Annotated in this window: 16 protein-coding genes, 1 pseudogene and 1 riboswitch; of the genes and pseudogenes, 6 read left to right on the forward strand and 11 right to left on the reverse strand. The window is 34.1% G+C overall.

All coding sequences use genetic code 11. The features are described 5' to 3' along the window. On the reverse strand, positions 1-579 hold a 579-nt coding region (locus CER22_RS21320; protein ID WP_142293523.1), incomplete at its 3' end, for a DUF4430 domain-containing protein. A gap of 338 nt (positions 580-917) precedes the next feature. After that, the gene (rraA, locus tag CER22_RS21325) at positions 918-1,397 is read right to left on the reverse strand and encodes a ribonuclease E activity regulator RraA (RefSeq protein ID WP_088609512.1); all 480 of its coding nucleotides are present in this window, start codon (positions 1,395-1,397) and stop codon (positions 918-920) included. A 202-nt stretch (positions 1,398-1,599) separates the two neighbouring features. Between rraA and CER22_RS21330 the strand changes: the two genes are divergently transcribed. After that, complete coding sequence (locus CER22_RS21330; RefSeq protein WP_088609513.1) at positions 1,600-3,030, forward strand: YfcC family protein; 1,431 nt, start codon at positions 1,600-1,602, stop codon at positions 3,028-3,030. A gap of 147 nt (positions 3,031-3,177) precedes the next feature. Here CER22_RS21330 and CER22_RS21335 read toward each other — a convergent pair whose 3' ends face one another. From CER22_RS21335 to CER22_RS21350, 4 genes are all read right to left on the reverse strand, one after another. Then, on the reverse strand, positions 3,178-4,005 hold the full coding sequence (locus CER22_RS21335) for an endonuclease I family protein (protein WP_088609514.1): 828 nt from the start codon (positions 4,003-4,005) through the stop codon (positions 3,178-3,180). Between the two features lie 473 nt (positions 4,006-4,478). Further along, positions 4,479-5,357, reverse strand: coding sequence for a 5'-methylthioadenosine/S-adenosylhomocysteine nucleosidase (locus CER22_RS21340; protein ID WP_088064031.1), 879 nt, complete (start codon positions 5,355-5,357; stop codon positions 4,479-4,481). 163 nt (positions 5,358-5,520) lie between these two features. Continuing rightward, positions 5,521-5,624: riboswitch (purine riboswitch) on the reverse strand. Positions 5,625-5,789: 165 nt separating this feature from the next. Continuing rightward, positions 5,790-7,010, reverse strand: coding sequence for an MFS transporter (locus CER22_RS21345; protein ID WP_088609555.1), 1,221 nt, complete (start codon positions 7,008-7,010; stop codon positions 5,790-5,792). A 49-nt stretch (positions 7,011-7,059) separates the two neighbouring features. Then, entirely contained in the window at positions 7,060-7,635 is a 576-nt protein-coding gene (locus tag CER22_RS21350) for a TetR/AcrR family transcriptional regulator (RefSeq protein WP_088064033.1), read from the reverse strand. A gap of 216 nt (positions 7,636-7,851) precedes the next feature. Between CER22_RS21350 and CER22_RS33150 the strand changes: the two genes are divergently transcribed. The 3 genes and pseudogenes from CER22_RS33150 to CER22_RS21360 all read left to right on the forward strand — a co-directional run bounded on the left by CER22_RS33150 (position 7,852) and on the right by CER22_RS21360 (position 9,491). Beyond that, entirely contained in the window at positions 7,852-7,995 is a 144-nt protein-coding gene (locus CER22_RS33150; protein ID WP_179196846.1) for a hypothetical protein, read from the forward strand. Between the two features lie 65 nt (positions 7,996-8,060). Beyond that, positions 8,061-8,819 (forward strand): MerR family transcriptional regulator, encoded by a 759-nt coding sequence (locus CER22_RS21355; RefSeq protein WP_088609515.1) that lies wholly within the window; start codon positions 8,061-8,063, stop codon positions 8,817-8,819. A gap of 13 nt (positions 8,820-8,832) precedes the next feature. After that, positions 8,833-9,491, forward strand: a pseudogene (locus tag CER22_RS21360) (GAP family protein). Between the two features lie 269 nt (positions 9,492-9,760). Here the strand turns inward: CER22_RS21360 and CER22_RS21365 are convergent. The 4 genes from CER22_RS21365 to ybaK form a co-directional block, all read right to left on the reverse strand. Next, complete coding sequence (locus CER22_RS21365; RefSeq protein WP_088609516.1) at positions 9,761-10,774, reverse strand: alpha/beta hydrolase family protein; 1,014 nt, start codon at positions 10,772-10,774, stop codon at positions 9,761-9,763. A 15-nt stretch (positions 10,775-10,789) separates the two neighbouring features. After that, positions 10,790-11,914 carry a helix-turn-helix domain-containing protein gene (locus CER22_RS21370; RefSeq protein ID WP_088609517.1) on the reverse strand — a complete coding sequence of 375 codons (1,125 nt, stop codon included), beginning with the start codon at positions 11,912-11,914 and terminating at the stop codon, positions 10,790-10,792. 313 nt (positions 11,915-12,227) lie between these two features. Next, a complete protein-coding gene (locus CER22_RS21375; protein ID WP_088609518.1) occupies positions 12,228-13,079 on the reverse strand; it encodes a hypothetical protein in 852 nt (283 codons plus the stop codon). 92 nt (positions 13,080-13,171) lie between these two features. Continuing rightward, positions 13,172-13,648 (reverse strand): Cys-tRNA(Pro) deacylase, encoded by a 477-nt coding sequence (gene ybaK, locus CER22_RS21380; protein ID WP_088609519.1) that lies wholly within the window; start codon positions 13,646-13,648, stop codon positions 13,172-13,174. Positions 13,649-13,986: 338 nt separating this feature from the next. On the opposite strand from ybaK, the gene CER22_RS21385 reads away from it, so the two are divergent. Together CER22_RS21385 and CER22_RS21390 are read left to right on the forward strand one after the other, a co-directional pair. Next, positions 13,987-15,264, forward strand: coding sequence for a histidine--tRNA ligase (locus CER22_RS21385; protein WP_088609520.1), 1,278 nt, complete (start codon positions 13,987-13,989; stop codon positions 15,262-15,264). Between the two features lie 162 nt (positions 15,265-15,426). Continuing rightward, positions 15,427-15,738, forward strand: coding sequence for a hypothetical protein (locus CER22_RS21390; RefSeq protein WP_088609521.1), 312 nt, complete (start codon positions 15,427-15,429; stop codon positions 15,736-15,738). A gap of 121 nt (positions 15,739-15,859) precedes the next feature. On the opposite strand, the gene CER22_RS21395 is transcribed toward CER22_RS21390, so the two are convergent. Beyond that, on the reverse strand, positions 15,860-16,240 hold the full coding sequence (locus CER22_RS21395; RefSeq protein ID WP_000340656.1) for a winged helix-turn-helix transcriptional regulator: 381 nt from the start codon (positions 16,238-16,240) through the stop codon (positions 15,860-15,862). Between the last annotated feature and the right edge of the window lie 31 nt (positions 16,241-16,271).

Below are 16,271 nucleotides of genomic sequence, written 5' to 3' on the forward strand. Positions count from 1 at the left end.
TTCTGGTTTTTCTTGTTTTGGATCATCCGTTTTTGGTTCTTCTGGTTTTTCTTGTTTTGGATCATCTGTTTTTGGTTCTTCTAGTTTTTCTTGTTTTGGGTCATCTGTCTTTGGTTCTTCTACAGTTTTACAAGTACCAAATTTATCTAATGTTTGCTGTAATGTTTCCTGGCTCATATTGCTCCAGTCTGCAACAAAACGAAAGACAACAACATCTCCAGACTTTAATTTATAACTATCTGCTCCAACTTCTGCAGATTTATCATTTACATCATACAACCAGCCGCTTGTGTCCCCAGCCATTAAGCCGTCAATGCCTTTAACATACGTTCCAAACGACATCGTCTCTGCTGTTACTTTGTCCCCCATGACTTTTTGCAGCAAACTTAAAGCTGTTTCCCCATCTGTAATTTGCTCTTCTTTCGGGCATAACATAATGCCCTTTTGTGATTCACCAATAATTGCAAGTTTTGCTGTATTTCCTTCAGCAAACGTAATATGTACTGTATTCGCAAAAGAAACAAATACGAGTGTAACTGCCATTAACGACGTAAGCAGCCATTTTTTCAACATTGCCATCCCAAAATTTCCTCCCTTACTACTATTTACACAAAAAAAGGCCCTTCAAGGGCGTGCAATTGACACTCTTTTTTTGTAAGTGTCGAACAAACTGTGCAACACCTCCTACCCGCATCATTCGCGGCTATATTTGTATAGGAAAAATAATTTTGTTTATGAACGTATCATTGTGATAACATTCACTTTTCTAGGCAAAACTGACTTCCATTCAAGTTATCGTAAAACGATAAACCTATACATTCTGTTAATTATAAATTTCTGTATTATTTTACTATTGACAAAGAATTTTGTCCATGCTTTATCGGATTTATTTTCTAAGAATAGTAGTTTACTATCCTTTAACGATGCAAACTCTTTTCACTAATAATGACGCCATCTTCATCCGCATAAACATATTCATTCGGCTTCCATTCTACTTGTCCAAATTGCAACGAAATATTCCGCTCTCCTTTTCCTTCTTTTATACTTCTATTTGGCATCGTCCCTAACGCTAAAATACCAATATTAATATTCTTTAGTTCACTAGAATCACGAACATATCCATTTACAATAATTCCTGCCAGCTTTCTTTCCTCCGCAATAGCTGCCAAATTATCACCAAGTAACGCACAATTCGTAGACGCTCCGCCATCAACAACTAATACCGTTCCTTCTGGTAATGTTTGCAATCCTTCCTTCACTAGTACATTATCATCCTTCACTTTCACCGTTGCAATTTTCCCGTGAAATTGTTCTTTCTTCCCAAAAGACCGAAATGACTGGCGACATATTTGTAATTCCTTTTCAAACTCATCACATAGATCCGTAGTTTTCCACATCTTTTTTCCCCTCTTTTCCTTATTCTTTCTATATAACATATTCTTGGATTATTTTCGTTTCCCTGTCTAATGTTGCAAGAATTTGTATGTGCAGAAAAAGGATAGAAAAACTATTGCCTTAAGAAGCCACCTTTATTATAATCTATTTCACAGATAAATTTCAGAATATTAAAAATTAACTAAGTGAAAAAGGAGGGGTTTTATGCAATTACATACCGAGGTAAAAAAGCAGCCGAGTAAACGAAAGTTTAAAATGCCTGACGCGTACGTACTACTATTTTTTATTGCCTTACTTTGTGCCATTGCTACATATTTCGTTCCTGCTGGGGAGTTTAAAAGAGTTACAAACGGTACTGTTACAACGACAATACCAGGAAGTTATCATTCTGTTCCACAATCGCCGGTAGGATTTGTTTCTTTTTTTACCGCTATTGAAAAAGGAATGACACTTGCTGCTCCAATCATCTTTTTAATTTTATTTACAGGTGGAGCCATCGCCATTCTTGAAAAAACAGGCGCTCTTGACGGTTTAATCTATCATGTTATTAATAAATTTCGTAATCAGCAATTACTTTTCATTTGTATTGTCGCCGCACTCTTTTCTATTCTCGGAACAACTGGCATTATCGTTAACTCGGTTATAGGCTTTATCCCCATCGGCATCATCGTTGCACGCACATTGAAATGGGATGCTATCGTCGGTGTAGCAATTATTTATTTAGGCACTTATGCTGGTTTTAATGCTACTATATTATCTCCCTCACCTTTAGGCATTTCACAAAAAATCGCCGAACTTCCGATGTTTTCAGGAATTGGTTTACGCACAGCAATCTATATCTCTTTTTTAATTGCCACCATTTTATATATTAATTGGTATGTAAAACGCTTAAAAAAATCGAATAAAGGAAGCATACTCGGAGATAACTGGTTTCCAAGTAATGCTCTTTCAAGTGAGAAAGAACTAGAGAAAACTGAAGTTCCTTGGACAATACGTCACAAATTAATTTTACTCGTTTCAGCTTTATCATTAATTGTATTTTTAATAGGCGCTTTTCGTCTACATTGGACTGACGCAGAAATGACCGCTACTTTTATTTTCATAGCAATTACAGCTGGAATAATAGGTGGTATGAAAGCGAACGATATCGCTTCTACTTTTCTAGCAGGCTGCCAAAATCTCATATACGGTGCTTTGATCGTCGGAATGGCTCGTTGTATTTCAGTCATTTTAGAACAAGGCAAATTACTTGATACAATCGTTAACCAACTCGCACAGTCTCTCGAAGGACAAAGCCCTGTATTTGGCGTTATCGGCATGTATGTAAGTAGTGCCGCATTACATTTCCTCATTTCATCCGGGACAGGAGAATCTGTTATTTTCATTCCGATATTAGCTCCATTAGCTGATTTCATGCACATTACACGCCAAGTTACAGTACAAGCTGTTATGCTTGGAGAAGGTGTAGTGAACTGCCTCAACCCAACTTCCGGTGTTTTAATGGGCGTACTCGCAGCGAGCGGCATTTCTTACGGAAAATGGATTCGATTTATGGCTCCACTTGCATTCATTTGGTTTATCATTGGACTTATTTTTCTTATTGTTGGTGTGAATATTGAGTGGGGACCGTATTAAAAGACTCATATTATATTATACTTTACTTAATAAAATATCGATTCTATTCTCCAATCCTATAAAAATCACTTATTCTAGTATAGATATAAACAGGGATTGATCATAGTGATCAATCCCTTCTCTCAAAGTAAAATACCTTTAAGTATGTTAGTTCCAAATTTTATTTACCCATTCCGGATGATCAATAAAAGGATTACGATTATGTTGATATTTCGTAAAAATCACTTCATTACGCTTTCGCTCTAAATCATCTACAGGGTCTTGTTCATTCCATTTTAGTAAAACGGATAGTTTGCCCATGTATGGATCTTTATTGTTATTCACCTTTTCATTTAATTCTAAGTCTATTTCGCCGTTGTCTCCTTCATAACGAACAGCCATGTAAAATAGCATTCTAGCGATATCTCCTTTTACACTATCACGAGGTTCCCAAGAATCACTATCATATTTACATTCTGTCGCTTCCGAATGATTCACACCACCATTATCAAAATCCAGATTTCCACGTGAACTATTTACAGATACATCCGTCGCTCTTAAATGATGCAAATCTGTTCCAGCTCCTGCAGTCGTTCCAAAATCACCGTGAGATTTTGCCCAAACATGCTCTCGGTTCCAATTATCAACTCCTGAACCATTCGTAAGTTTCCCTTGCGAACGCCCAGTATATAAGAGTATCACATTGTTTTTATTATTTGGATCTTCATCAGTATCTCTTAGTGCTTCCCAAACCGCACTGTATGATAACTTTGTATGATCATCAATAATATTATGAAGTTCCTTCTTTAACTCTAAACCCGTTTTTCCTATTGCATTATTATAATATGTATCATCATAGCTTTTTACAGTAATCTCTTGTGGTGATGCAGAAGCTACTTCACCGTGTATGGTATCTGTGAATGATAGAGATGCAGTACTTAAAATAAAAAATGAAGATAGTGTAACCATAGCAAGCTTTGTATTTCGAAACTTCATATACCCATTTCCCCTTTAACATATAATTTGAAGCCATTAACTAAAAAATGCTTTCTAACCCCCAAAAACTTTTAGAAAGCCATACCCATCCTTTTCTTTTTATTTAATACAAAACTCTATTGAGTCTGTATTATTTCCACACTTTTGGTTTATCTACTTCTCAAGGAATATCCTTCTCTAGTAAAGATTATTAAAATATTCTTTACAATTAAAAAGTAGTTTAATGTTAACTTATAAATTTCAATTTTTTCATGCAATTATGCATATTTGATAAATCGTTCGACTTTTCCTTTTTCTATAATTGTCTTTATTTTTTGGTGTAAAACCCTTCTTCCTCTGAAAAATAAGTACAAAAATAGATTGGATACCATGTAAGGCACCAATCTATTTTAATTAAAGAAACTTTGGTAATTCTGAGTTCACAACACATTGCGCAGTAATGATAACATTTTTATATTGAGACAGAACTACTACTATTTATTTGGTATCGAATCTATATACTTTTTAACTACTTCATATACATATTCTTGATTTGCCGCCGCTGTATTTGGATTGTATTTTCCGCCGTTTGTTTTATTGTTAGATAATACTCGAATCCCTAAAAATGGTACGTCATAAGCTTTTGCGATTTGCGCTGCGGCAGCACCTTCCATTTCTTCAACAGATGTACCGTATTTTGTATGGAACCATTTAATTCTATCAACTTCATTATTCCAAAGATCTGCTGAACCTATAGTCCCTTCAACCACTTTACCTTTTGTATATTTATCTTTTACCGCATTAGCTGCTGCAAGTAAATCCTTATCTCCCTCGTAGTATCGGATTTTCTCAGCATTTGGATCTTCTCCTGCACTTCCTTCAGAAGCCATTAAGTCCATTGAAATCCACTTTGTCGGTTCAATCCCTTGATTCTCATCCATATTTGTTGTTTTTAATGAACCTATGTTTGCTACTTGTTTTCCTAAAACAATATCAAATACGTTTAAATTTGGATCGTGTCCACCTGATGTCCCTTGGTTAATAATCGCCTTAGGCTTATATTTTTCAATAGCCACTGCTGTAGCAGCTGCTGTATTTTCCATTCCTTTACCTGTTTTCGCTACGATTACAGGATAATTGTCGACAGTGCCTTTATAAAATACGAAAGTTCCAGACTTTTCTTCTTTCACATTTTTTAACCTTTTTGCAAACTTCTCAGCCTCTATCGGCATTGGCCCTTGAATTAAAATAGGTTGTTGATTACTTTTTGCCTCAACTTGTTTTGGAGTCACATTACATCCCGCAAGTATTGAGAATGACAATGCAACAGTAGTTACTAGGGCAGCACATTTTTTCAACGTATTCTTCTTCATAAATAATCTCCTCTTTCTCTTGTTGTTTTCTATACTCGATGCTTTTAGTCCAAACAAAAAAGTTCTAGAAATTGTAGAAGAATCTCTACTTTCTAGAACTACGGTAGTCAAAGTTAATTAAGCACATGCAAAATTATAAATCGGTAGCGTACATTATATAGCACGGCCGAATACTTTAACCCGTAGTCCAGTTCTTTCATTGGGAACTAGGTAGAAACGCTCGGACCATATTACCGAGTATATACGAGTGATGATGTGTAAAATTATTATATTGGTAATATATCAAACTTTTAGTGTGCACGCAATCTAAATATGAACATTTTAACTAAAAATAATTAAAATGTTCGTTTTTACACAAAAAAAGATGATGTTATTCATTTTTCAGTGGATAATACCACAAAAAAACTTACAATCAAAAACACTAAACTATAGTCATGATATGAACTCACTTTTGGTTTTCGATAATTTTTTTGTATTATTCTTTATGAAATGAACAACTAAGGCGATTAAAGGAAAAGCTGCTCCAATGAGTAAAGTTACTTCACTATTAAATTTATAGTACGTATAACTTCCAACCCATGAACCAAAGGCTCCCCCCAAAAAGAAGATGGTCATATATAATCCATTCAGTCTGTTTCTTATCTCGGGATTCAAACTAAAGATAACTTTTTGACCTAATAATAAATTTCCTGCTACACCAATATCGATGCTAATGCCTGAAATAAGTATTAAAATCACACTAAACAGTGAATGATCTTGAACAAAAAATAGTAGTACAACAGATAATAGTACGAGCACCATTGATAGATTAGTCATTGTAAACATATAACCTTTATCTGCTATTTTACCAATAGTAGGAGTTAATACAGCTCCAGCTATTGCAACAAATCCAAACAATGCAATTTTATTATTTGAGAAATGTAATGGCTCCGACCTTAATAAAATGGGAATAACTGTCCAATAAAGGCTAAATGTTGCGAATAAGCATGCATGATAAAAAGCTCGTTGTTGTAACGGAGAAGTATGTATGAGTAGTTTTACCATAGAAGCTATTAAATTTGGATATAACATGTTACTAGTCGATACCACTTCATAGTTGGGTAAAAATTTTATAATTAACAGTAAGACAGCAACTAAGACTATTAATGAAAAAAGAAATACCATTCTCCAGCCAAACCATTCAGCTATTCCGATCGATAATGGGCGAGCAATCATAATCCCAATCAATAAACCACTCATTACTTTACCGACATATTTCCCCGTCTCTTCAATAGGCACAATCCTCATTGTTAGCGGAACTAACATTTGAGCAGCACAGGCTCCAATGCCAATTATAGTTGTTAATAGTAAAAAAACAATTCCATTTGTCGAAATTAACGCACCAATTAATGAAAGAATAGTAAGCCCGATAAGACCCCCTATTATTTTCTTACTTTTAAATAAATCTGCCATTGGTACGATAAAAAACAATCCCAATCCATAACCAATTTGCGTAAAAGTAGTGAGCAATCCAGATAAATCAGAGGAGATATTCAAGTCCTTTGCAATGAATTGTACAATTGGTTGCGCATAATAAATATTTGCAGCAAGTGAGCCACAACTAATCGCTAAAATAAATATTAGAAAATTTGTCTTGTTATTCAACTTTACCATTCCTTTCTTTTTTGGAACGTTCATTCCTAAATCATTAAAAAAAGAAAGACTATAGGTCTGCAATAGTCTTATCCACTAGGCGATAGGCTAAATTTTTTTCTTTTTTATATTTGGACATTATATTCAAGCTGTGGTTTAAACTTAATAAAGAATATGCAACTAATTCAGTATCAGCCTCTTGTGAAATTTCGCCTTTCTTTTTTCCTTCTTCGATAACTTGCTTAAATACTTTTTCAAGTTCATTAAAATCATTTATGAGTATCTCTTCTATGGAAGGATCAATTTGTCCAATAAGCAGTGAAGAATTTGTTATAATACAACCTTTTGGAATTTCATCTGAATAACATTTTTCAATATGTTGATAAAAAAAGGATTGAAGTGATGCTTTTGTGTTTATACCACTAAAAAGTAAATTTCTCTTTTGAGAGCCATAATTTTTATAATGTTCCAAAACTAGTTTAAATAGTGCATCCTTATCTCCAAAACTATCGTACAGAGTAGAGCGACTTATACCCATTGTCTCAATAAGCTCTGAAATATACGTAGCATCATAACCTTTCTCCCAAAATAAATGCATCGCTTTATTTAAAGCATGTTCTTTGTTAAAACTAATCTTTCTACCCATTTAACAACACCCCCTATTATATAATTTAGTATAAATTTTTCGGAACGATAAGTCCATAAAAACATTTCGAAACTAAGCCTTCTGTTAAAGAGTTATATAAATTTATTAATAAAAATCAAAAACACTTGAAGTTGACGTTGGGTCATTTTATATACTGTTAAGTAGCTACTATTTAGCAATTTCATAAAAGAAATTAAAAAAATAGGAGGTTTTTAGATGAAGCAAGGCGATATTATTATTTATGGATGCGTCATTATAGGTGCAGGGATCGGAATGACATTGGATCATGCCTTTCCTGGTGTACTAATTGGGCTAGGAGCAGGATACTTACTTAAAAACATTTTTAGTAAAGAAAAATAGATGTGGTTTGAAGAAAATAATCGTTAACGATAAAATCTTAACGTACAGAAAGGTAGGTTTATCCGTTGATACACATTAATAAAGTTGGAGAACTGACAGGCGTTACAGTAAGGACACTGCGTTATTACGATAAAATCGGATTATTAAAACCAGCATCCAAAACAGAGGGTGGCCATCGTTTATATACAAATGAAGAAATAAAAAAATTACAGCAAGTTCAATTTTTAAAAAAGGTTGGATTTCCGTTACAAGAGATTAAAAATATGCTCGACTTCAATGAGTGGAATTGGTCGGATAGTTTACAGAGTCAATTATCTTATGTCATAAAAGAGCAGGAACATTTAAAGAAAATAGAATTATCCTTACGGGAATTGATAAATGGAATTGCGATAGAAGGAGAAGAAAGCTGGATTGCGATTCAGAAGATTATGCAATTATCCAGCAAAGATAAAGATATACAACAGTATTATCGCGAATCTGTATTTAAAGAAAAAGAAATAAAACTATTGGAAAAGGTTCCCAAAATGGCAAGTGACTGTTCTGATTCACTTGAATGGATTGCTCTCATCGGCCAGTTAAAGCGTTATATGAAGGACGGTCCAAAAGCAACAAAAGTTCAAAATATCATAAGAAGAATGGAGGAAAAACGCTTAGAAGAATTTGAAGGTGAGGATGAATTTCTAAATAAGCTTTGGGAGATAAGGATGTCTCCCAAACAATCAGAGAAACTTAGTTTATATCCAATTGATCAAGATGTGCTTCAGTTTATGAACGAGGCATATGCCATTTTTATGACTGAAAAAAATAATCCTGAGCCGAAATAAGGGGGAAAGCACGATGGGTACAGAACACCTTCTCCTAATAGGCGGATTAGCTATATTGGACACGCTAAGCCCTACTACAATAGGAGTAACAATATATCTACTTTTAACAGATAAAGAGCGTCTCACGAAACGTTTATTCGTTTATTTATTGATGGTAGCTGGATGTTATTTTGTTGTTGGAGTTTCACTCATGCTAGGATTAGATTTTTTGTTTGAGATTATTTCTGGCGTATTTCAAAACCAAATCGTAAGCTGGACGTTCTTTATTATTGGAGCCCTATTATTCATCGCAAGCTTTTATATTCCACCAAAGAAAAGTTCAAAGCTCCCTTCACCAAAATCAAATAGCATTCTTTCAATAATTGCGCTCGGATTCACTACTACATTAATTGAAGTGGGAACTGCATTCCCTTATTTTGCAGCAATCGGCATATTAACTACTTCTAATCTATCATGGATAGAATGGTCTTCTATTTTAGCTGGATACAACTTTATCATGGTATTGCCCTCTCTCTTGCTGTTTCTCCTCTATCTCCTATTTGGTCGATGGATGCAAAAATCTCTCGAGAGGCTTCGAATGAAAATCGCTAATCATTCAGGATCAGCTCTGTCATGGATTATGTGTATAGTTGGCTTCCTCCTAATATTAAATATAGCCTGGATTATTTATAGGGGGTTATATAATTGTTCTAACTTTACTTTGAGCCTACACCTATATTGATTTAGATAAAAGTTTTGAAGCGGAATATGAATTTATACTTCGAACCTTATATAAACACCCCTATACAGAATTTAGTAGTATATTGAATTGATTAAGAGGATTTACTATAGCAATCTAATAACAAAAGCTTATTATCTTACTATAGAATGTACGGTCAGGGAGATATGCTTGAAACTACTAAAGAACTTATACCTATTATTAATCTAAACCAATCCGTCTTTTACAGACAGTTACTCTCCTTTCCATCTCCCTCATATTCACTTAATGTTGATGCAGGGATCTTATGCGAGATAAAACGCGCATCCATCCAATTTACAATTATTCCTTCCAACTCTGGATGAAGCGGCTTATCTGCACTTTCCGTATAAATCTTTTTAAATTGTAACGCTTTAAAATCTCCTTCAAAATACTTTAAGGTATGATCCATATTTTTTATTACGTATACTTCAGAATCACCTTGTACATAATCACCAATTCTCTTCGCTTTTTCAGGATTCGCCTGAAAATCTTTATCACCAGCAATTGCTAGTACTGGACATGTTACTTGTTGTAAGTCTTTATAGATGTCATGCTGGAAATGCTCTCTAAACCATTTTGCGTTCATCGGTTTAAAACCAACTTTAATTGTATCTTTTTTTGTATTCATCATTTTCTCTTTTATTTTTCCCATCTGCTTCTCTCCACGTTTCTCCACATTGAGAAGGCGCATTAGTTTTCCCTTTATTCCTTTTTGTTCTTTTAATTCTTTATAAGCAATCTCTCTTTGTCTTTTCGTAGCCTCTTCTAATGATTCCGCAGCTCCTGTAAGAAGTATGAGTCCATTAACTGGTGTTCTTGCGTTTACTACAGTTGCTAACATACACCCTTCACTATGACCAACTAAAATGATATTTTCCGAATCAACAAATGGCTGTTCTTTTACATACGTAATCATAGCCTCTATGTCATTAACTAAATCCCACATTCCAGTCTTCTGAAATTCCCCTTCACTCTTTCCTACCCCGCGCTTATCAAAGCGGAGCGTTACTACTCCAAGCCTCGCCATTACATGAGTTAAATCTTTGTAAATATTCGACGCAAGCTTTAACGGTACAATCATTCCATCACGATCAATCTCTCCAGATCCAGCGATGATGACAACCGCCGCATACTTCCCGTCAGCTTTCGGTTTAGTGAGTGTACCTTGCAAAGTAAATTCACTATTTATCGCTACTTCATATTCGTCAAAGGTCATTATTTTGTCACCCCTCTATTCTTTTATATCCAATTTAAATTTTAAACTTGCTATTATATTTTTGTACTCTCTTACATCTTTCATCGGAGCGAAAACTGGATTCTCTACAATACTTTGTAACATGCTTCGCTTTATAATCTCTTCACTTCTAACCGTTTTAGCACCAAGTGGAAATTCTGCAAACCATTCATCAATCGCATCAAAATAGGAATCGCCATGTAAATGTAGGCTATTTACTGTGAAACTAGCTGCACAAACTGTTGCGTATTTCTGCAACATTTCTAATGCTCTTTCAAAATTTCCTTGCATGCAATATACTTGTGCAGTAGCATAGTATACTTTCAAGGTCATATTGGGGTGTAATGTTTCTATTTCATATATATCTATTAACATGAAAGCTCTATTTAAGATTATCTCTACCTTTTCAGCGTTTGAAGCATTTACTACTACATAATTCGGTATTGTCGCAACGAGGTGTATTAAATGTTGGTACATACTAATTTGCATCATTTCATTCGCCTTCTCAGCATTTCCAAGCATTTGATACGCTTGTGCGATTAAATCCTCTTCTGGAAAGTTAGGTCGTATCGTTTCGCCAAGTAATTGAAGCACCTCATTTGGTCTATTGAGTATAAGATAGCAAGTTGCTTGAAACGATACCGCCTCTTTCACAAGAGAAACATCATCACTTTCTTCCTGCACCCTGCTAAAAAGAGACATTGCCTCTTCTAAAATTTCAATTCTTTTATCCGTATCCTTTGTTAACATATGGTGGTTAATAAAAAGTAGTCCCATTTGAAGTAATAATGGAAAACAAGAATAATATTTTTTAATTATTCCCCTGCACTCCATCATTACTTCATCAAACGGTTCTTCACTAAAAGCTTCCGCTAGTCTATGATATAAATCCCTAATATCTCCCTGTTCCATTTGTGGTGTATAACAGATTAGTTCATCTATACTTATATTAAAGTACGATGCTAACAGTGGTAAAAATGTAATATCCGGATAACTCTGCCCTGTCTCCCATTTGGAAACAGACGCCTTCGTAATACCGATATACGCTGCTAACTCTTCCTGCGTAATTCCCGTTTCTTTTCTCTTATCCGCAATTATTTTATGAATATGAATCTCTCTCACTGTATCACCTCATACTTTTATTATATGTACTTTATTCTATACAAAATATGGATTTAAAGTCGACTTTCGTTAACAAAATCAACTGTTAGGAAACATCTCTCTAAAATGAAAGGCAGGAACATATTTGATATGTTCCTGCCTTTTTATTGTGGGTACCGATACTAACCATCTAGTTAAGATTTTGACATGCTTCAACATCAAATATTTCATCTCACTACAGTTTTCTATGAGAATCCAGTGAACAGATTATTTGTATAATTTTCGAAAGCTGAAGTTAAAAACCCTTAGTTTCTTGCTCACTTAAAGCACTACATTAATCTAGAAATTCAAGTGATTTCAATTTTCCAATTATCATTGACTTATATTTGATAGCTTCATACTGTGAATTATCAATTTTTGTCTTTTTTATATTTAACATATCAAATATTTCTCTTTCAATATCTCTTCTTGCTTCTAAAACTTTAATTGTTCCGTCTAAACCGTGATAGCCTTTCATTTTCCCATACCCTTGATTTGTATAATACTCAATAAATCCAGCAGACCATTCTTTTGCTCTTTCATTAAATACCTTTCTGAATGAGAATTCCAAATCATCTTGTTCTATATATAACAATACTGGATCTAATTTTTCTATGATTTTCGCTAATGCATTAATATAACTTATAACTTTCTCTTTTTTTTCACCATATTTAACCATCCCGATTGTTAATGGATTTTGTATGAAGCAACATTCAAAAATATAAATTTTATTTTCGTTGTTGGCTATTTCAACAAAATCCCTCCATTTTTCAGTTATTAATTCAATATTCCTCTCTAGCGATAATTCATATATATCATTTTTGAAAATGGTATTTAATAAATTTTCAGGAAAATTAGAGCTGTATTCATTTTTAATTTTTTTATATGGCAATAAATAATTGTTTTCTCGCTCCGTGACTCTATCACTAATTACTTCCTTAAAATTACCACTATTCACTAACAAACTTTCGAATTCACTTTTATCAAAACAAGATACCCCATCATAATCAGCAGGGTGGTCCGGATTCCCTTCAAGAAATAACTCAGCGTCAATACTTTTTTCAATTAGAATATCGTAAAGCAAGCTTGCGGTGGTGGATTTCCCAAAGCCAGGAAGCCCTTCTACTATGATTAATTTCGTATTCAAAAAATCTACACCTTTCTAAGACAAAACGGACTAATTATCCTAAAATCTTTATCTAAATTTAATAAAACTAAAACTTCTTTTCCTATGTATCATCATTTCGTTATTTCACCAAACTGCGCTCTCGTCACTTTCATCAAGTCATCCACTTTCAGCTCAATTTGCACGCCAATCTTCCCGCCGCTCACTATGATTGTTTCAAGCGATTGAGCACTCTCATCAATGCATGTAGAAAATAACTTTTTCATTCCTACTGGTGAACAACCACCGCGAATATATCCTGATACTTTCGTAATATCTTTAACAGGAATCATTTCAATCTTCTTTTCACTTACCGCTTTTGCAGCAGCTTTTAAATTTAGTTCTTCATCTACCGGAATGATAAACACATGATAATTTTTACTATTCCCTTGAGCGATTAACGTTTTATATACTTCTCTCACTTCTCGTCCAATTTTCTCAGCTACTGATACACCATCAATTTTTCCATCTTCCGGATCATATGACATCATCGAATATTCAATCTTTTCTTTATCTAATATTCGCATCGCATTTGTTTTATCTTTTTTCATAACGGTCTCCTTAAAAGGTTAATTCATATTATTAAGTTTTATTATACACCCTTTTCCATTTCTCCTACATAACTTCACTTATATTTCAAAACTAAAAATATTGATAATTCAAAAATCATCTGATATAATTTGGAAAAACTTATGTTAAGGAGAGATTTGTCATGCGAAATGTTAATACTTCTTTCCAACTTCATCATCATACGTAATGCCGTGTATCCGAAGAAAAATTTTTCTTCGTGGGTACAGGGCTTTTCCTGTTGACCCATGAAGCGCTTATAAAGCTATGTGGGTATTTTTATACCTGCATAGCTTTTTTTATTTAAAAAGGAGTGATTACTATGGAAATGAAAAATGTAAAAGGAACGAAAGACTATTTACCAGAGGAACAAGTGCTAAGAAATAAAATTAAAAGAGCTTGTGAAGATACGTTTGAACGATACGGATGTAAACCGTTAGAAACACCAACGTTAAATATGTATGAGCTTATGTCTTACAAGTACGGCGGTGGCGATGAAATTTTAAAAGAAATATATACGCTTCAAGATCAAGGAAAACGTGACCTTGCCTTACGCTACGATTTAACCATTCCATTCGCAAAAGTCGTGGCAATGAATCCGAACATCCGCCTCCCTTTTAAGCGGTATGAAATTGGAAAAGTCTTTCGAGATGGGCCAATTAAACAAGGAAGATTTCGTGAGTTCATTCAATGTGACGTTGATATAGTCGGTGTAGAATCAGTCATGGCAGAGGCGGAACTTATGAGTATGGCGTTTGAACTGTTCCGAACGTTAAACTTAGAAGTAACGATCCAATATAATAACCGAAAATTGTTAAATGGTATTCTCGAGTCCATTAACATCCCTACTGAACGAACGAGTGACGTCATTTTATCATTAGACAAAATCGAAAAGATTGGGATTGATGGTGTACGAAAAGATGTATTAGAACGCGGAATTTCTGAAGAAATGGCTGATACGATATGTAATACCGTTTTATCTTGTCTAAAGCTTTCAATTGCTGACTTTAAAGAAGCTTTCAATACTCCACTCGTTGCCGATGGAGTAAACGAATTGCAACAATTACAGCAATACTTAATTGCCCTTGGAATAAATGAAAATGCTATATTCAATCCATTTTTAGCACGAGGACTTACAATGTATACAGGTACCGTGTATGAAATCTTTTTAAAAGATGGCTCGATTACATCCAGCATCGGTAGCGGCGGTCGATACGATAATATTATCGGGGCATTCCGTGGTGATAATATGAGCTATCCAACAGTCGGCATTTCATTCGGTTTAGACGTTATTTACACAGCACTATCACAGAAAGAAACAATATTATCTACAGCGGATGTATTTATCATCCCACTCGGGACAGAATTACAATGTTTACAAATTGCCCAGCAATTACGTTCTACCACTTCCCTAAAAGTCGAACTCGAACTAGCAGGACGCAAATTAAAACGGGCCCTTAATTATGCCAATAAGGAAAACATCCCTTATGTGCTTATTATTGGGGAAGAAGAACTTAGTACAAACACTGTTGTGCTGCGGAATATGAAGGAAGGTAGTGAGGTGAAGGTTCCCCTTTCTTCTTTAAGTAGTTATTTATAATACGAACCACCCTCGCTTGGGTGGTTTTTCTATTTTATAGACAACTCAACAATCAGTTAACATAAAACAATTATATTCTACTAAAAACCACAAATATTTAATATCCAATTTATTGTTATTTTTGGTAATATATAGATACTGATGTTTTTAGGAGGATTTATTTTGAAAACCTACATACAAGCACTAAAGTGGACTACAGGGATCTCTCACCTATTATTACTTCCTTGCTATTATTTATTTCCAAGTCTTGTTAATCTACACGGGATACCTTTACTACTATTGATTGCTTTACATATCACTACTATTTTATTAGCTAAAAAATCAGGCATGAATACGTACGCTCATTATATAGGTATTATCGTTACTCTAGTTGCCTTCTTTCCTTATATAGTAATCGTTCTACATATTATAGCAGCCGTTTTCCTTTTATTAGATGCTGCTTCTACTACTAAAAAGGAAGTTTTTAATTCATAGCAAAATCAACAGCACATCCCCAGAATAGATTCACATGCATTTTAATTACAACCAAAATTTAAGAAAGTAAAAAATAAAAGGTGTCTTCACATATGGAAAACACCTTTTATTTCTACAACTCTTAACTATTATTTTTCGTATTTCTACTCTCCAAAACTTTCTCCATATTATGAGTTGCCCACTCCATCATTAATAGAATCATTGGACGTAGTGATTCACCAAGCTCCGTTAACGAATATTCTACTTTTGGCGGCACTTCACGGTATACTTCACGATGTATAATGCCATCTGCTTCAAGTTCTCTCAGCTGCAGTGTTAACATTCTTTGTGTGATATTAGGTTTTAATCTTTTTAATTCATTAAATCTCTTTGTACCATCTAATAAATGATACAAAATAACCCCTTTCCATTTTCCGCCAATAACCTCAACCATAGCTTCCACTGGACAAGAATATTTATTTAAAAATGGGTAATTTATATTATTTTCGTTTGAACAATCCATCATAAGTCCCTTCCCTTACCAATAGTATCTT

The organism is Bacillus sp. K2I17 (assembly GCF_002209985.1).
In the GTDB taxonomy this organism is placed as follows: Bacteria; Bacillota; Bacilli; order Bacillales; family Bacillaceae_G; genus Bacillus_A; species Bacillus_A wiedmannii.